Annotated in this window: 13 protein-coding genes, 7 tRNA genes and 2 rRNA genes; 21 read left to right on the forward strand and 1 reads right to left on the reverse strand. The window is 46.1% G+C overall.

Features of this window, described 5'->3' with window-relative positions:
* Positions 1-128 precede the first annotated feature (128 nt).
* The 8 genes from QR721_RS00975 (at position 129) to QR721_RS01010 (ending at position 7,514) form a co-directional block, all read left to right on the forward strand.
* A 23S ribosomal RNA gene (locus QR721_RS00975) occupies positions 129-3,042 on the forward strand.
* Positions 3,043-3,161: 119 nt separating this feature from the next.
* Positions 3,162-3,277 (forward strand): 5S ribosomal RNA (gene rrf / locus QR721_RS00980).
* Between the two features lie 41 nt (positions 3,278-3,318).
* A tRNA-Asn gene (locus QR721_RS00985) sits at positions 3,319-3,393 on the forward strand.
* Between the two features lie 7 nt (positions 3,394-3,400).
* Positions 3,401-3,473, forward strand: a tRNA-Thr gene (locus QR721_RS00990).
* 570 nt (positions 3,474-4,043) lie between these two features.
* Positions 4,044-4,511: a chemotaxis protein CheX gene (locus tag QR721_RS00995; RefSeq protein WP_348028296.1), complete on the forward strand. Its 468-nt coding sequence runs from the start codon at positions 4,044-4,046 to the stop codon at positions 4,509-4,511.
* Positions 4,512-4,646: 135 nt separating this feature from the next.
* Positions 4,647-5,366 (forward strand): (Fe-S)-binding protein, encoded by a 720-nt coding sequence (locus QR721_RS01000; protein WP_348028298.1) that lies wholly within the window; start codon positions 4,647-4,649, stop codon positions 5,364-5,366.
* Positions 5,367-5,380: 14 nt separating this feature from the next.
* Positions 5,381-6,823 carry a LutB/LldF family L-lactate oxidation iron-sulfur protein gene (locus QR721_RS01005; protein WP_348028300.1) on the forward strand — a complete coding sequence of 481 codons (1,443 nt, stop codon included), beginning with the start codon at positions 5,381-5,383 and terminating at the stop codon, positions 6,821-6,823.
* Positions 6,804-7,514 (forward strand): LutC/YkgG family protein, encoded by a 711-nt coding sequence (locus QR721_RS01010; protein ID WP_348028301.1) that lies wholly within the window; start codon positions 6,804-6,806, stop codon positions 7,512-7,514. Before QR721_RS01005 ends, QR721_RS01010 begins: the two co-directional genes overlap by 20 nt.
* Before the next feature lie 80 nt (positions 7,515-7,594).
* Here the strand turns inward: QR721_RS01010 and fabI are convergent, their stop codons facing one another.
* Complete coding sequence (gene fabI, locus QR721_RS01015) at positions 7,595-8,371, reverse strand: enoyl-ACP reductase FabI (protein WP_348028302.1); 777 nt, start codon at positions 8,369-8,371, stop codon at positions 7,595-7,597.
* 284 nt (positions 8,372-8,655) lie between these two features.
* On the opposite strand from fabI, the gene QR721_RS01020 reads away from it, so the two are divergent.
* From QR721_RS01020 to cysW, 13 genes are all read left to right on the forward strand, one after another.
* Positions 8,656-8,727 (forward strand) — tRNA-Glu (locus tag QR721_RS01020).
* 7 nt (positions 8,728-8,734) lie between these two features.
* A tRNA-Thr gene (locus QR721_RS01025) sits at positions 8,735-8,807 on the forward strand.
* A gap of 54 nt (positions 8,808-8,861) precedes the next feature.
* Positions 8,862-8,946, forward strand: a tRNA-Tyr gene (locus QR721_RS01030).
* 17 nt (positions 8,947-8,963) lie between these two features.
* Positions 8,964-9,038: transfer RNA gene (locus QR721_RS01035), tRNA-Gln, on the forward strand.
* Positions 9,039-9,054: 16 nt separating this feature from the next.
* Positions 9,055-9,127, forward strand: a tRNA-Lys gene (locus QR721_RS01040).
* 242 nt (positions 9,128-9,369) lie between these two features.
* Positions 9,370-10,659: a hydroxymethylglutaryl-CoA reductase, degradative gene (locus QR721_RS01045; RefSeq protein WP_348028303.1), complete on the forward strand. Its 1,290-nt coding sequence runs from the start codon at positions 9,370-9,372 to the stop codon at positions 10,657-10,659.
* The gene (mvk, locus tag QR721_RS01050) at positions 10,656-11,633 is read left to right on the forward strand and encodes a mevalonate kinase (protein ID WP_348028305.1); all 978 of its coding nucleotides are present in this window, start codon (positions 10,656-10,658) and stop codon (positions 11,631-11,633) included. The genes QR721_RS01045 and mvk overlap by 4 nt, the downstream gene beginning before the upstream one ends.
* A 27-nt stretch (positions 11,634-11,660) precedes the next feature.
* Positions 11,661-12,638, forward strand: coding sequence for a diphosphomevalonate decarboxylase (gene mvaD, locus QR721_RS01055; RefSeq protein WP_348028307.1), 978 nt, complete (start codon positions 11,661-11,663; stop codon positions 12,636-12,638).
* Between the two features lie 18 nt (positions 12,639-12,656).
* Positions 12,657-13,757: a phosphomevalonate kinase gene (locus QR721_RS01060; protein ID WP_348028309.1), complete on the forward strand. Its 1,101-nt coding sequence runs from the start codon at positions 12,657-12,659 to the stop codon at positions 13,755-13,757.
* A 225-nt stretch (positions 13,758-13,982) separates the two neighbouring features.
* Positions 13,983-14,882, forward strand: a complete 900-nt coding sequence (rocF, locus tag QR721_RS01065) for an arginase (RefSeq protein ID WP_348028310.1) — start codon at positions 13,983-13,985, stop codon at positions 14,880-14,882.
* A 248-nt stretch (positions 14,883-15,130) separates the two neighbouring features.
* Positions 15,131-16,183, forward strand: coding sequence for a sulfate ABC transporter substrate-binding protein (locus QR721_RS01070; RefSeq protein WP_348028312.1), 1,053 nt, complete (start codon positions 15,131-15,133; stop codon positions 16,181-16,183).
* A 16-nt stretch (positions 16,184-16,199) separates the two neighbouring features.
* Positions 16,200-17,030: a sulfate ABC transporter permease subunit CysT gene (cysT, locus tag QR721_RS01075; RefSeq protein WP_348028314.1), complete on the forward strand. Its 831-nt coding sequence runs from the start codon at positions 16,200-16,202 to the stop codon at positions 17,028-17,030.
* A gap of 3 nt (positions 17,031-17,033) precedes the next feature.
* Positions 17,034-17,912 (forward strand): sulfate ABC transporter permease subunit CysW, encoded by an 879-nt coding sequence (gene cysW / locus QR721_RS01080; RefSeq protein ID WP_348028316.1) that lies wholly within the window; start codon positions 17,034-17,036, stop codon positions 17,910-17,912.
* Positions 17,913-17,914: the final 2 nt, after the last annotated feature.

A 17,914-nucleotide genomic window follows, 5' to 3' on the forward strand; every position in this document is an offset into this window, starting at 1 on the left:
CGGAAGACATAAACAGGTTGTTTGTTCAGTTTTGAGAGAGTGAATCTCTTTCAAACTAGGATAGTTTGTTCCTTGAAAACTAAATAAGAGCAAAACAAGACATCAAAACGTTTTAACGCGTCAAACTTAGTTAAGTGAATAAGGGCGCACGGTGGATGCCTTGGCACTAGGAGCCGAAGAAGGACGGGACTAACGCCGATATGCCTCGGGGAGCTGTAAGTAAGCATTGATCCGAGGATTTCCGAATGGGGAAACCCACTGTTCGTAATGGAGCAGTACGTTCATCTGAATACATAGGATGATCGAGGCAGACCCGGGGAACTGAAACATCTAAGTACCCGGAGGAAGAGAAAGCAAATGCGATTTCCCAAGTAGCGGCGAGCGAAACGGAAACAGCCCAAACCAGAAGGCTTGCCTTCTGGGGTTGTAGGACACTCTATACGGAGTTACAAAGGAACGGGATAGACGAAGCGGTCTGGAAAGGCCCGCCATAGAAGGTAACAGCCCTGTAATCGAAATTTCGTTCTCTCCAGAGTGGATCCTGAGTACGGCGGAACACGTGAAATTCCGTCGGAATCCGGGAGGACCATCTCCCAAGGCTAAATACTCCCTAGTGACCGATAGTGAACCAGTACCGTGAGGGAAAGGTGAAAAGCACCCCGGAAGGGGAGTGAAAGAGATCCTGAAACCGTGTGCCTACAAGTAGTCGAAGCCCGTTTATGGGTGACGGCGTACCTTTTGTAGAATGGACCGGCGAGTTACGTTTGCATGCAAGGTTAAGCAGAAGATGCGGAGCCGCAGCGAAAGCGAGTCTGAATAGGGCGATTTGAGTATGCAGGCGTAGACCCGAAACCGTGTGATCTACCCATGTCCAGGGTGAAGGTCAGGTAACACTGACTGGAGGCCCGAACCCACGTATGTTGAAAAATGCGGGGATGAGGTGTGGGTAGGGGTGAAATGCCAATCGAACACGGAGATAGCTGGTTCTCTCCGAAATAGCTTTAGGGCTAGCCTCAAAGATCGAGTACCGGAGGTAGAGCACTGATTGGACTAGGGGCCCTCACCGGGTTACCGAATTCAGTCAAACTCCGAATGCCGGATACTTAGCTTTGGGAGTCAGACTATGGGTGATAAGGTTCATAGTCGAAAGGGAAACAGCCCAGACCGCCAGCTAAGGTCCCAAAGTATACGTTAAGTGGAAAAGGATGTGGAGTTGCCCAGACAACCAGGATGTTGGCTTAGAAGCAGCCACCATTTAAAGAGTGCGTAATAGCTCACTGGTCGAGTGACTCTGCGCCGAAAATGTACCGGGGCTAAACGTATCACCGAAGCTGCGGATTGTCTTCGACAATGGTAGGAGAGCGTTCCAGTCGCTGTGAAGTCAGACCGTGAGGACTGGTGGAGCATCTGGAAGTGAGAATGCCGGTATGAGTAGCGAAAAAGAGTGAGAATCTCTTTCACCGAATGCCCAAGGTTTCCTGAGGAAGGCTCGTCCTCTCAGGGTTAGTCGGGGCCTAAGCCGAGGCCGAAAGGCGTAGGCGATGGACAACAGGTTGATATTCCTGTACCACCTCTTAGTCGTTATGAGCAATGGGGGGACGCAGTAGGATAGGGAATGCGCACTGATGGATATGTGCGCCCAAGCAGTTAGGGAGTCAGATAGGCAAATCCGTCTGGCAATCCTGAGCTGTGATGGGGAGGGAAATTTAGTACCGAAGTTCCCGGTTCCACACTGCCGAGAAAAGCCTCTAGCCAGATTAAAGGTGCCCGTACCGCAAACCGACACAGGTAGGCAGGTAGAGAATACTAAGGTGAGCGGGAGAACTCTCGTTAAGGAACTCGGCAAAATGACTCCGTAACTTCGGGAGAAGGAGTGCTTCTCTGCCGAGAAGCCGCAGTGAATTGGCCCAAGCGACTGTTTAGCAAAAACACAGGTCTCTGCGAAGCCGAAAGGCGAAGTATAGGGGCTGACACCTGCCCGGTGCTGGAAGGTTAAGGGGAAGTGTTAGCGCAAGCGAAGCACAGAACTGAAGCCCCAGTAAACGGCGGCCGTAACTATAACGGTCCTAAGGTAGCGAAATTCCTTGTCGGGTAAGTTCCGACCCGCACGAAAGGTGCAACGACTTGGGCACTGTCTCAACGAGAGACCCGGTGAAATTATACTATGCGTGAAGATGCGCATTACCCGCGACAGGACGGAAAGACCCCGTGGAGCTTTACTGTAGCCTGATATTGAATGTTTGTACAGCTTGTACAGGATAGGTGGGAGCCTGAGAAACGTGAGCGCCAGCTTGCGTGGAGGCATCCGTGGGATACCACCCTGGCTGTATGAACCTTCTAACCCAGGGCCGTGATCCGGTCCGGAGACAGTGTCAGGCGGGCAGTTTGACTGGGGCGGTCGCCTCCTAAAAGGTAACGGAGGCGCCCAAAGGTTCCCTCAGAATGGTTGGAAATCATTCGTAGAGTGCAAAGGCAGAAGGGAGCTTGACTGCGAGACCTACAAGTCGAGCAGGGACGAAAGTCGGGCTTAGTGATCCGGTGGTTCCGCATGGAAGGGCCATCGCTCAACGGATAAAAGCTACCCCGGGGATAACAGGCTTATCTCCCCCAAGAGTTCACATCGACGGGGAGGTTTGGCACCTCGATGTCGGCTCATCGCATCCTGGGGCTGTAGTCGGTCCCAAGGGTTGGGCTGTTCGCCCATTAAAGCGGTACGCGAGCTGGGTTCAGAACGTCGTGAGACAGTTCGGTCCCTATCCGTCGTGGGTGTTGGAAGTTTGAGAGGAGCTGTCCTTAGTACGAGAGGACCGGGATGGACACACCGCTGGTGTACCAGTTGTTCCGCCAGGAGCATAGCTGGGTAGCTACGTGTGGAAAGGATAAGTGCTGAAAGCATCTAAGCATGAAGCCCCCCTCAAGATGAGACTTCCTCGCACTTTAAGTGAGTAAGATCCCTCAGAGACGATGAGGTTGATAGGTCCGAGGTGGAAGCGTGGTGACACGTGGAGCTGACGGATACTAATAGATCGAGTACTTAACTATCTTTAATTTGATTCTTGTCTAACGCTCTTATTTAGTTTTCAGGGTGCAAATATCCCTTGAAAAAAGCTTGCATTCTCTTGAGGATGCGCTATAATAAGCTTTATTCACAAAAGCATATGTCTGGCAGTGATGGCGGGGAGGTCACACCTGTTCCCATACCGAACACAGCAGTTAAGTTCCCCAGCGCCGATGGTAGTTGAGGCTTTGCCTCTGCAAGAGTAGGACGCCGCCAGGCAGATATTTCTTACATATAAGCTTCCATATAATTTTCCCCATTCCACAGTAGCTCAGAGGTAGAGCAATCGGCTGTTAACCGATCGGTCGTAGGTTCGAATCCTACCTGTGGAGCCATTTGCATGCTTCCATAGCTCAGTTGGTAGAGCACCACCATGGTAAGGTGGGGGTCGCAGGTTCAAATCCTGTTGGAAGCTTAGGAAAACACCCATTCAGAGTGAATGGGTGTTTTTTGTCTTTGACATGCATTTAGGGAGCATTCTTTTATACATATAGTCAATTAATCCTCAGTGGATTGACTTGCTCGGCAAGAGTAAAGGATGATCATTTCGGAACTTCTTTTCTCTTCAAAGTTAAGACTGGCCAACCTGAGGTTGTCCAGTTGCTACGAAATTCAGTTAGTAGGATGAGATTCACTTTCTTGTATACTGCAGCTTTATCTAGGAATGAGATAAACCCTTTATTTGAAAGTATACCTGAGTGATTCAAATAGGATTACTTATTAGCTCCATGAAGCAAATCAGGCTATTATATTCCTCCTATACCTATTTGCTCATTAACAAACATTTAGACACAAGAGGCGAGGAGTGAAATAGGATGAAAATCTCAATATAATTAAGAAAATGATTTACAAGGAACTCCTATTATGATTCAATAATACTATGTGACTATGACTTTTGAATTATTTACTCTGGGGATTTGTTCTTCGGATAATTGGTAATATTTGCAGGCGAAACAAAAATAAAAACAGCATGAGGAGGGCTTGCATGAGTATACAGCTACTTAGGGATCAGGAGCCATGGACGACGGAGTTGCTTAACATGACAGTAACTGCTTTAAAAAATGTCGTGCCATTGTCTCCTAAAGTAACACCGCCAAAGGTGCTAAGAAGTGAATTGGAAATGACTTATGGTGTTTTGATCGGATTCACTGGAGACTTAAAGGGGAACCTCGTCATCAGGGGAGATGTCAATACATTTGGTAATCTGGGACAGGTGATGTTTGGGATGCCATTGCAAGATGAGATGCTTCAATCGTTTACTGGAGAATTGGGTAATATGCTTGCTGGTTCCATGGCTACACTTGTTTCATTGGAAGGTAGAGCTACAGATATAACAGCTCCGACGGTCATGCAGGGAAGCTCCATTCTCGCTGGCTATGAACAATCCATTATGCTTTCGGTTCATTATGAAATGGTGGGCAAACTGGATATTTTCCTTATGTTAAAAGAGTAATTCGTCAAGCGGATGCAGGACAGTGTCAGACACTGGTTTTGCGTCTGCTTTTTTGCTGCCTTTTAAAAAGGGAGTTTTTCCATTAGAATAAAAGGATAAGAATCATGAAAATTAGAACAGCGGTGGTGACAACAGTTGAAGGTTTCTCTATTTATAACGTGCTTGTGCGATACAATGACGCCGCGTGTCGGTAGAAATACAGTAGAAATTTTGGAACGTCTCGGTTGTGAAGTGGATTTCCCAGAGTTGCAGACTTGTTGTGGGCAACCTGCTTATAACAGTGGCTACTTTAAACAATCTAAAGAAGCGATGAAACAGATGATGCGGGCCTTTGAGCATTCAGAATACGTAGTTGGACCGTCGGGGTCTTGTGTAGCAATGTTGAGAGAGTATGCGCATATTTTCAAAGACGACCCTGAGTGGGCGGAGCAGGCTGAAGCACTTGCTAAGAAATCTTATGAACTCACTCAATTCCTTGTAGAAGTACTTAAAGTAACAGATGTTGGTTCAACATTCAAAGGAAAAGTGACCTATCATCCTTCGTGCCATATGACGCGCCTGCTTGGTGTAAAAGACGCGCCGCGTATTCTTCTTGATCATGTAGAGGGCTTGGAATTGGTTCCTCTGCCGCTAGCAAGCGATTGTTGCGGGTTTGGCGGTACATTTGCGGTTAAGAGTCCGATCATTTCTGAACAGATGGTACAGGAGAAGGCTCGTCATGTCATCGAAACAGAAGCAGAATATCTTGTTGGCGGAGACATGGGTTGTCTTATGAATATCGGTGGTCGGTTGAGAAGGATGGGCGAACGAGTAAGGGTCATTCATATTAGTGAAATTCTGAACCACTGCGATTAAAGGAGGGGAACATCATGGGAATCAAAATTGGCAGTCCTTCATTCAAGGAACGGGTACAGCAAGGAATTGACAATGACTTCATGCGACATGCTGTCTCTTCCGCTCAAGGGCGATTCAGAAGCGGCCGTGAGAATGCAGCTGAAGAACTTGGCAACTGGGAAGAGTGGAGAACGCTAGGTGAAGAGATTCGCAGTCATACGATTGAGAATCTTGATTATTACCTTCACCAGCTTAGTGAAGAAGTAGCAAAGCGCGGCGGACAAGTCTATTTTGCGGATACGGCTGAGGATGCCAATAAATACATTCAAGAAGTCGTTAAAAGGAAGAATGGCAAAAAGGTAGTCAAATCAAAGTCAATGGTAACTGAGGAAATCAGTTTGAATGCAGCTTTGGAAGCGGTTGGTGCCGAAGTTGTGGAAACAGACCTTGGGGAGTGGATTTTGCAGCTGGATGATGAGCCGCCTTCTCATATCGTAGCACCTGCTGTTCACCTGAATAGAGAACAGATCAGAGAGACATTTGCAGAAAAGAAAGGTTATGACTCCACCAACACTCCGGAAGACCTTGCTCTTTTTGCGAGAGAGAAGCTTCGTGAAGAATTCTTGAGCGCTGATATCGGAATCACTGGTTGTAATTTCGCTATCGCCGAATCAGGGACTGTGACACTTGTTACGAATGAAGGAAATGCCCGTATGGTGACAAGTTTGCCTGACACACAGATTACAGTTATGGGAATGGAGCGGATTGTGCCGACATGGGAGGATATGGAGGTTCTCGTCAGTTTGCTTACGCGAGCAGCAGTTGGACAAAAGCTTACGAGCTATATTACATCGATTACCGGAACGAGACTTGAAGGGGAAGTAGACGGACCGGAAGAATATCACCTCGTCATTGTGGATAATGGCCGATCCAAAATACTCGGCACAGAATTCCAATCAGCTCTTCATTGTATACGTTGTGCGGCATGTATCAATGTATGTCCGGTTTATCGCCATGTTGGCGGGCATGCTTACGGCTCAATCTATCCAGGGCCGATTGGTGCCGTGCTAACACCTTTGCTTGATGGATATGAGGATCATCAGGATCTTCCTTATGCATCCACACTATGTGCAGCTTGCACGGATGCATGCCCGGTCAAAATTCCACTGCATGAACATTTGATCCGTCATCGGGAAATTATTGCTGAGCAACAAAAAAAGGGGCCGATGTCTGAGCGGTTCATGATGAATGGTTTTGCAAAATGGGCCTCAACACCGGCTGCTTATAAAATGAGTTCAAAAATGGCCCGAACAGCGTTAAAGCCATGGACAAAGGATGAGTATATTTCTAACGGACCGGGACCGCTAAAAGGATGGACGGATGTGCGTGACTTCCCAGCTCCAGCAAAGGAGAATTTCCGATCCTGGTTTAAGAAACGCGGAAAAGGGGGGCAAACAGATGGCGATTCAGAATCGTGATGTTTTTCTTGAGCGGCTTGCAGGGAGACTTGGACGCGGCCCACGTACTGTAGGTGTTGAGCGCCCAGAGTGGACCGTAAGACCTCAGCATAAGGTGCTTGTCGATGCTAGTCAGGATGAACTTGTTGACGTACTTAAAAGACAATGTAAAGTCATCCATACGGATTTCAGGAAGACGAACATTGAATCCCTAGCCCAAACCCTTGATGAGGTTATTAAAAACTACAGTGGGAACAAAATTATTATTGCAAATGATCAGCGTACAGCAGATGCTGAGCTGGATTTTTACTTTGATAGGAAACGTGCAGATGGATGCCTGGTGCACGTATGGGATGAGGAAATAGGTAAAGAAAATCAACAAAGGGCGGAGCAGGCGGATATCGGCATTACATTTAGTGATATGACGTTGGCCGAATCTGGAACGATTGCGCTGTTTAATGATAAGAACCAGAGCCGATCCATCAGTCTGTTGCCACATAGCTATATTGCGATTATTCCTAAAAGCACGATTGTCCCGCGCTTTACCCAGGCGGCGCAGCAAGTCCGTAAGCGTTTGGCTGCAGGTGAAAAAGTCGGTTCATGTGTCAGTCTTGTGACAGGTCCGAGCAATAGTGCGGATATTGAGATGCATCTTATTGTAGGGGTGCATGGTCCAGTTGAAGCGACATATATTGTTGTTGAGGATATGTAAATTATCTTCTAGTGATGTTCTAGAGAAAGATAATAAAAAGCTTCTGCTCACTTTAAGTGTGCAGAAGCTTTTTATTGAGATTAGCCACCAATAATATGATAGCCTGAATCAACATGAATGACTTCACCGGTAATTCCGCGGGCCATGTCACTGATAAGGAAGAGAGTTGCATCTCCGACTTGATCTTGATCTACATTACGGCGTAGAGGAGCTTTTTCCTCTATGACAGCTGTTTTTTCATTAAATCCAGATACACCTTTTGCGGCTAATGTACGGATTGGGCCAGCTGAAATGGCGTTGACACGGATACCGTCTTTACCAACATCTTCAGCGAGGTATTTTACGCTTGACTCTAGTGCTGCTTTGGCAACGCCCATTACATTATAATTCTGAATGACGCGTTCGGCACCAAGGTAGGATTGTGTAACGATGCTGCCGCCCTCTGTCATCAACTTGCGAGCTTCCCTTGTCACAGCTACTAAAGAGTAGGCGCTAATGTTCTGAGCGAGCAGATATCCTTCTCGTGAAGTACTAGCATACTCTCCTTGAAGTTCTTCTTTTTTTGCGAAGGCGAGAGAGTGGACAAGGCCATGAATGACACCGACCTTTTCTTTGATTTCAGCAAAAGCAGCTTCAATACTTTCATCGCTCTCAACATCGCAGTTGACCATCGCTTTGGGCTCAATCCCATCTTTTTCAAGCAACTTCTGCAGCTTCTGTGCAGATCTTTCCTGTCTATTTGTAAATATAAGTTCTGCTCCTGCATTATGCAGAGATTTTGTAATACCCCATGCAATGCTGCGCTCATTGGCAACACCCATGACGACAATTGTCTTTCCTTCAAGCAAACCTGCCATATGGACACCTCCAAAAAATATGTAACTTTCTTCATTATAGCGTATCTGTTTGAATAATCTCCAATGCTTTCATTCATAATAGAAAATGTCGTATTAAAAGCTGATATTTAGATGTTCTCCTCTTATATTGCTGAATTTGTGATTCCCTTAAACTCAAGCGGGGCAAGGGTTTAGCCGTTTCCTTTTTAAAACGTAAAAAAAATTTTTAAAAACCCTTTACTTTCGTCAAAAACCGATATATAATAAATTTCGTTGAGTTGAGAGACACAACGACTACTGAAACTGGCCCGTTGGTCAAGCGGTTAAGACACCGCCCTTTCACGGCGGTAACACGGGTTCGAATCCCGTACGGGTCATCAAAATGCCGGCCTAGCTCAATTGGTAGAGCAACTGACTTGTAATCAGTAGGTTGGGGGTTCAAGTCCTCTGGCCGGCATCTTTTTTTATTTTCATTTTATTGAATAGACTTTCAATAAAATGTTCATTATATGGAGGGGTAGCGAAGTGGCTAAACGCGGCGGACTGTAAATCCGCTCCCTACGGGTTCGGCAGTTCGAATCTGCCCCCCTCCACCATCTTTATTGTGGATCGTTGGGCTATAGCCAAGCGGTAAGGCAACGGGTTTTGGTCCCGTCATTCCTAGGTTCGAATCCTAGTAGCCCAGCCACTTTTTATATTATAACGAGCCATTAGCTCAGTTGGTAGAGCATCTGACTTTTAATCAGAGGGTCGTAGGTTCGAATCCTACATGGCTCATCTCGTTTTAAACAAAATTTTGGGCCACCAGAATACATAATACATTGAATAAACAAGGTCGTTCTGAATGGGGCACCTTGTTTATTTGCATTTTCGGACGTTTTTTAACATAATGAGAACAGTCTTTTACATTCAAATGAAATCGTATTCAAATTTTATTATAAAAATTCTCTGTGTTCAGACAGTGTTAAGGCTCTGTCGGAATTGCATCCAAATAATCTGTCGAAAAAGGATGGGTTTGTATGAAAACTTCGAGGATTTCCGGATTCTACCGCAAACCTGTGGAAGAACGCAAGGAACTGATTTTAGATATGATGGAGCTTAACGGGGGAGAGCGCAGCGCTTTTTTCCCGACTGAACCACTGGAGCTGGAGATTGCTGATCATATGGTTGAGAATGTTGTCGGTACTTTCCCGTTGCCTCTCGGTGTCGGTCTTAATTTCCTTATTAATGATAAGGAATATGCCGTTCCGATGGCGATTGAAGAAGCATCGGTCATCGCCTCTGCCAGTCATATTGCCAAAATTGTACGAGATGCCGGCGGCTTTAAAGCAAGTTCAGGAGAGCGGTTGATGATCGGTCAGATTCAAGTAGTTGGCTGTCCGGACTTTGAAGAGGCGAAAGCGGCGGTTCTAAATGAAAAGTCCGAGCTAATTGAAATTTGTAATGATGCCTATCCGAGTTTAATCCAACGGGGAGGCGGTGTGCGCGATCTAGACGTACGCATCCTTAACGAGCATGAAGATTCGGATTACAGTAAAATGCTGATTGTCCATATATATGCAGATACTTGTGATGCAATGGGTGCCAATATGATTAATACGATGGCAGAAGCTGCAGCTCCAAGAGTAGAACTGCTGACAAAAGGGAAAGTATATTTGCGGATTCTGTCTAACTATGCAGTAAAGTCACTTGCGCGTGCGACTTGTATCATTCCGCCAAGCTTGTTGAAGACTGGTGATTTTGATGGGGAAGCGGTTCGTGATGGTGTTATACACGCATATGAATTTGCTGCATCGGATCCTTTCCGCGCAGTTACACATAATAAAGGCATCATGAATGGTATTGACCCTGTAGTTATTGCAACAGGAAACGACTGGCGCGCAGTCGAGGCGGGGGCACATGCCTACGCAGCTAGATCCGGTCAGTACAGCTCAATGTCTGTCTGGAGCAAGGATGAAGCGGGAAATCTTGTCGGTGAGCTTGAACTGCCAATGTCGATTGGGACGGTAGGTGGTGCGACACGTGTACACCCAATGGCGCAAATGGCTCTTAAAATGCTTGATATCAAGTCGGCTTCAGAACTTGCCCAAGTCATTGTTTCTGTTGGTCTTGCACAAAATCTTGGGGCACTGAAGGCACTAGCGACGGACGGCATCCAAAAAGGCCATATGGCTTTGCATGCACGCTCTGTTGCTGTAGCAGCAGGTGCGACTGGTGAACTTATCGAAATAATAGCTGAGAAAATGATTGAGACGAAAGAAATACGCTCAGGAAAAGCTAAAGAATTGGTGGAAGAGTATACGCTATGAGTGCAGAAAAAGCAGCAAGTTCAGAACAAATCGCAGTCGGTATTGCTCACAGCAAGCTCATACTGATTGGTGAACATGCGGTCGTACATGGACAGCCAGCCATTGCGATCCCATTTCCGTTAGTCGGTGTGGAATCATCCATTGAGCATAGACCGGGAGAAGTCAGATTGGAAAGTAACCTATATGAGGGTGTTATGGATCAGGCTCCAGAGCCACTTATCGGTATTAGGAATTGTGTAAGAGCTACTATGCAATATTTGGAAATCCCGTATAAGGACCTTATTATTCGCATAAAGTCGAGCATCCCGCCTGGAAAAGGGCTTGGCTCCAGTGCATCAGTAGCGATTGCCGTTGTACGTTCATTGTTCGCCTATGCGGGCAAAATGTATAAGCGGGAAGAGTTGCTGGAGCTTGCGAATATTTCGGAGACTTACGCCCATGGGGCTCCATCAGGCATCGATACTTTGACAATTACGTCCAAATGTCCTGTATGGTTTGAGAAAAACGGTGATATCGACTATATATTCCCAAGCGATGATTTTCACTTTGTTGTAGCTGATACGGGAAGAGTCGGTGATACACGTACAGCAGTAGAATCTGTAGCTAATCTGCTGAAGGCAGCACCTAAGAAAATCCAATCCAAAATCAGCCGAATTGGAGAAGTGACACATCAGGCACGTCACGCGCTTGAAAAAGCGAGCAAGCATCTGCTTGGACAGCTTCTCGATGAAGCACAGAAGGAATTAGAAGCGCTTGGAGTAAGTGACGCAGGGTTGAACAGGCTTATTCAGTTTGCCCGTCAGGAAGGTGCGCTTGGTGCCAAACTGACTGGAGCTGGAAATGGCGGATGTATTATTGCGCTTGCAAGAAATGAATTGCATTCGCGTCAGCTCTCTGAAAAGTTAAAGCGTTTCGGTGCGGATAAAGTTTGGCCTTTCGTATTAAAGAGACAAGATCATGGCGAGGGGCAGTAGAACGGTATATTGGAAAAGGGGAGCATTATGAAAGCAACCGCAAAGGCGCATACAAATATTGCGCTGATCAAATATTGGGGAAAGCGTGATGAATCGCTTATTCTCCCAATGAACAATAGTCTTTCACTCACGCTTGACGGTTTCCATACGACTACGACTGTGGAATTCCAAGAAGGGTTGGAAAAGGATACTTTCAGCTTGAACAGTGTTGGAGCGGAAGGTGTTGAATTGGAACGGGTTTCGGTATTTTTGGATTTGATCCGCAGCCAGTATGATATCGGACCAATTCATGCTCAAGTCCAATCGACTAACACGGTGCCAACAGCTGCCGGATTTGCATCATCTGCTTCCGGCTTCGCTGCTCTTGCAGCAGCTGCGACTAGAGCTCTTGGTCTTGAACTGGATGATACAGAACTTTCACGCCTGACGAGACAGGGATCGGGTTCGGCTTGTCGTTCGGTTTATGGCGGCTTTGTAGAATGGCAGATGGGGGAGCGGGCTGATGGAATGGACTCTTATGCAGTTCAGGTCGCTCCGGCCAACTACTGGGATGTACGTATGGCTGGTGTTGTCCTTTCTGATAAAATGAAGAAAGTTTCCAGCCGTGAAGGGATGAAACGCACTGTCGATACATCGCCGTTCTACAATGCTTGGGTTGATAGCATCGCGCCTGATCTTGCGGGCATTAAAGATGGAATTCGTGAACAGAATTTCGAAAAGGTTGGAGAAATAGCCGAAGCGAACTGTTTGAAGATGCATGCAACGACGCTTGGAGCTGTGCCACCGTTTACGTACTGGTTGGATTCAACAATGGCAGTCATGCAGACAGTCCGTTCCATGCGAGATGCAGGAGTTCCAGCTTATTTCACGATAGATGCCGGTCCGAATGTAAAAGTGCTATACTTACCTGAAAATGAAGAAGCAGTGCATACGACATTGCGGAATATCCCTGGTGTTGCAGACGTTATTTTGAGCAGAACAGGACAGGGCATCACATATTTATAAAGAAGAGGAGTTGACAGGATGGTAAAATCACCACTAACGGTTAAAGTCCCTGGCAAGCTGATGGTTGCCGGGGAGTATGCCGTACTTGATCAGTATCAGAGACTTATCGTCATGGCCGTGGACAAGTATTTGTACGCGACAATCGAAAGCGCAGAGGAAAATAAATTGAGCCTCGTAAACTTTGATTTAAAGAACCTTAGCTGGTCTTTTGATGAGGACACTATACATATTGATTCAGATGTCGAGCAAACACGTTTTGTGAAAGAAGCACTTCGCGTAGTGCTTACATATGTCAAAGAGCAGGAAATTGAAGTTCCAAACTTTGCCTTGGAAATCCGAAGTGAACTTGATGACGTCTCTGGTGCAAAATACGGCCTCGGGTCAAGTGCGGCATCTGTAGTTGGAACTGTTTCTGCCATCCTGACACATCTGTTGCCGGAAGAACCTGATACAGAGCTCATCTTTAAGCTTGCGGCAATTGCACATATAAATGTCCAGAAGAGTGGGTCTGGAGCAGATATTGCTGCATCTTCATATGGTGGCTGGCTCGCTTACTCTTCATTCCAAGCGGAGTGGCTGCTAGAAGAACTTGAGAGAAAAAACATGTCCATTTCTCGCCTTGTAAAGAAGAGCTGGCAATACCTAAAAGTAGAACAGCTTGACTTCCCTGAAAGCCTTCATCTATGTGTAGGCTGGACAGGTGAACCTGCCTCCACAACAGAACTTGTTGCAGCTGTTCGCAAAATGAAGCATGAGAAGCATTCGGATTATGCTGGTTTCATGGTTAAGAGCGGTACTTCTGTACAGGGGATTACTCACGGAGTAAAAGAAAATGACGATTCTCTTATCCTTGAAGGGATTACAATGAACCGTCAAGCATTGAAAAAGCTCGGTGAGGATGCAGGTATTGAAATTGAAACTGCAGAGCTTGCCAAGCTTTGTGACATTGCGGAGGAACATGGTGGTGCAGCGAAGCCATCCGGAGCAGGTGGCGGTGATTGCGGCATTGCATTTGTACCAACCCTCGAGCAAAAGGAACAGATTGAGGCAGCTTGGAAGGGAGCGGGCATCGTGCCGCTTCCAATCCAGCCTCAGAAGACTGGAGCCCATATTTTATAAAGTTTAAGAGAAGTTCGGCCTTTCCCGGTCGGACTTCTTTTTTTGCTTGGAAAGCCCGTTCTGTTTATTCTGTGGCTGAATACTATGATGAGTACAGAACTTTGCCTGTTCGTTTGCATGTGATTATAATTCGATAATCTTGAAGATTGCTTGACTGGCGTATGCTTTGGGAAAAGAAGAGTAAGGTTGAATTCCAGCGGACAGACAGAATAAGGGGGAGCTCATATGAATGTAAACAGAAATATCTCCATTATTGGGGTACCTATGGATCTCGGCCAGTCGCGTCGGGGCGTTGATATGGGGCCGAGTGCTGTGCGATATGCCGGAATGAAGGAACGTTTGCTCGAGATTGGGTATGAAGTGAAAGACCTCGGAGATATAACAGTGGATCACACACTGGATGAAAGTGAAGGGCAGCTTAAGAATCTTAATGAAATTGCAAGAGTATCAGATGAACTTGCCGCAACATCAGACGGCGTTATAAAAGAAGGAAATTTTCCCCTGATCGTCGGGGGAGACCATAGTATTGCGATTGGCAGCTTGGCTGGCATTTCCCGTAACTATGAGAACTTGGGAGTCATTTGGTATGATGCCCATGGTGATCTGAATACTCCCGAAACCTCTCCTTCAGGCAATATTCACGGCATGCCGCTTGCCGCAAGTCTTGGTATTGGTCACAAACGGCTCGTTAACCTGTATGCTGAAGGGGCGAAAATCAAGCCGGAAAACCTTGTCATAATCGGAGCAAGGTCGTTGGATCCCGGCGAGAAGGAGCTTATTAGAGAAAAAGGCATTCGAGTCTATACAATGCATGAAGTAGATCGAATGGGCATGCCAGCAGTGATTGATGAGGCAATTGGTTATTTGAAGGAGCGGACAGACGGCTTGCATCTGAGCCTTGATCTCGACGGTCTGGATCCTTCCGAAGCTCCTGGAGTCGGAACACCAGTGATGGGAGGCATGACTTACAGGGAAAGTCATCTTGCCATGGAAATGATCCACGAATCTGGTATGCTCACTTCAGCTGAATTTGTAGAAGTGAACCCGATACTTGATGATAGGAATCGGACAGCTGACCTAGCCGTAGGGTTAATGGGCTCTTTGTTTGGTGAAAAGTTAAAATGAAATTTCTAGATCGATTTGCCATGAAGGCGGATCGGTCTTTTTTTATGAAATCAAAATTTACATAAAACATAGTTTACTTATCGGTTTAATTATATTATGATGTATGGAACCATAAAGGGAATGCTTCCCAGTTGGAGAAAGGGGATGATGATTTGGGAGCGGTGCGAACAGTTGTGAATGGTTTGCGATGTTGGTCGGCATAATTCAAAAGTTGGCAGATCAATAGAAAAACCAAGGGGGATTTCCAAATGTATAAACGTTTTGGTAAGAAGTTTATCCTAATCGCAATTTTAATCGTATTCTCACTTATCACAGCAGCTTGCGGCAACTCAGAGAACGCATCCAACGGTAAGGCAAAAGGTAAGAAGACGAGAGAACTACTGAATGTCAGCTATGATCCTACACGTGAACTGTACAAGGAATTCAATACAGCCTTCAGTAAACATTGGGAAGAAGAGACTGGCGAGAAGCTGACAATCAAGCAATCACATGGAGGTTCTGGAGCTCAAGGTCGCTCAATCATCGACGGGGTTAATGCAGATGTAGCTACACTCGCGCTCGCCTATGACATTGATGCAATTGCAGAATCACGCAAACTTTTACCTGATAACTGGCAGGAAAAACTACCGGAAAACTCGACACCATATACGTCTACAATTGTTTTCCTCGTACGAAAAGGTAATCCGAAGCAAATCAAAGACTGGGACGATTTGGTTCGTAAAGACGTCTCCATAGTTACGCCGAATCCGAAAACATCAGGTGGTGCACGGTGGAATTATCTTGCAGCCTGGATTTATGCAAAAGACAAATACAACGGTGATGAACAGAAGATAAAAGGGTTTATGAAAAATCTTTTCTCCAACGTGGCTGCTTTGGACTCAGGAGCGCGTGGAGCAACGACTTCATTCGTTGAACGGGGAATTGGGGATGTGCTGATTGCATGGGAAAACGAAGCGATTCTTTCACTTGAAGAGCTTGATAAGAACAAATTCGATATTGTCGCTCCTTCGATTAGCATTCTGACTGAACCGCCAGTAGCCGTTGTCGAAAAGAATGCAGACAAGAACGGAAACCGTGAAGTCGCAGAAGCTTATCTGAAATACCTCTACACTGAAGAAGGACAGGAAATTGCAGCCAAGCATTATTACCGTCCGCGCAACAAAGAAATTTATGAAAAGTACAAAGATGTTTTCCCCGAGGTGAAGCTTGTAACAATCAACGATGAATTCGGAGACTGGCAAAAGGCTCAGAAGACGCACTTCGCTGATGGTGGAACATTTGACGAAATCTATCAGAAGTGAAGAGGAGGGACCTGAGATGAAAAAGAGAAAAGTGAAAAACGTACTCCCCGGCTTCGGACTGAGTATGGGTCTCGTCCTTGCATATTCAAGTCTGCTTGTTGTAATCCCTTTGCTCATGGTTTTCATCAACTCATCACAAATGGGGTGGAGCGGCTTCATTTCAGCTGTAGGCAACCATCGAGTGCTTGCAGCATTGAAGCTCAGCTTCCTGACAGCTTTTCTTGCAGCTTCCATTAATGTCATCTTCGGTATATTGCTTGCCTGGGTGCTTGTCCGGTATTCTTTTCCGGGCAAGCGCATTATTGACGGACTGATCGATTTGCCGTTTGCGCTTCCTACAGCGGTGGCTGGAATTGTTTTAACTACGCTATATTCGAAAAACGGCTGGATAGGGAAGTTCCTGCCTTTTAAAGTATCTTTTACAGAGTTCGGAATTGTCATCGCCTTGATTTTCATAGGCATTCCATTTGTTGTGAGAATGGTACAGCCAGTGCTTGAGGATTTGGATCCGCAGCTGGAAGAGGCGGCTGTAAGTCTTGGGGCGAGCCGGGTACGTACAATCACTAAAGTGATCATGCCGGAGTTGACACCAGCCATACTGTCCGGCTTTGGCCTGGCATTCGCGAGAGCGGTCGGTGAATACGGTTCAGTAATTTTTATAGCTGGAAATCTTCCATACAAGACAGAGATTGCTCCACTACTCATCATGACAAAGTTGGAGCAATACGATTATGCGGGAGCAACCGCTATTGCCGCAGTTATGCTAGTCATTTCATTCGCAATCTTAATTACAATCAACTTCCTCCAAATGCGTGCTGTAGGACGTGTGCTGGCGAAAGGGGTGTAGCAAATGGAAGCTTTGGAGACTTTGCAGACATCACATAAGGTGAAAAGCTTTAAAAAAGCAAACACAGAGCCGCGCTGGTTGCAAGGACTTCTGATCAGCATTGCGGTTCTGTTTATCGGATTGTTTCTCATAGTGCCGATGGTGGCCATTTTCACTCAGGCATTTGCCAAGGGAGCTGATGTTTATTGGGCAGCGGTTACAGAGCCGGATGCACTTTCCGCGATTAAACTCACCTTGCTCGTTCTTCTAATCTCCCTGCCAATCAACGTAATATTCGGTATTGCGGCAGCCTGGTTGATTACGAGGTTTAGATTTAGAGGGAAAAACCTGCTGCTTGCTTTGATAGATCTTCCATTTGCCGTATCTCCAGTTATTGCCGGGCTTGTCTTCATCCTGTTGTTTAGCTCAAATGGTTTATTTGGACCGTTCCTGGAACAGTATAATCTTCAAATTGTTTTTGCCTTACCTGGTATTGTACTGGCCACATTATTCGTAACAATGCCGTTTATCGCCAAAGAGCTCATTCCTGTTATGCAGGCTCAGGGACGAGAGGAAGAGGAAGCAGCGCGTACCCTAGGGGCAAATAGTTGGCATATGTTCCGCTATGTCACGTTCCCGAATATAAAATGGGGCTTGCTCTATGGAGTAATCCTGTGCAGTGCTAGAACTGTAGGTGAATTTGGTGCCGTATCCGTTGTTTCCGGACATATTCGCGGTTTAACAAATACTTTACCGCTCCATATCGAAATCCTTTATAACGAGTATCAATTTTCTGCTGCTTTTGCAGCAGCTTCGCTTTTGTCAATTATCGCGATCTTTACAATTGTCATTCAGCATATCTTGCATTACAGGAAAAGTGGTAGCTTGGGAAGGAGTAGATGACA

It is taken from the genome of Aciduricibacillus chroicocephali, assembly GCF_030762805.1.
GTDB classification, from domain to species: domain Bacteria; phylum Bacillota; class Bacilli; order Bacillales; family Amphibacillaceae; genus Aciduricibacillus; species Aciduricibacillus chroicocephali.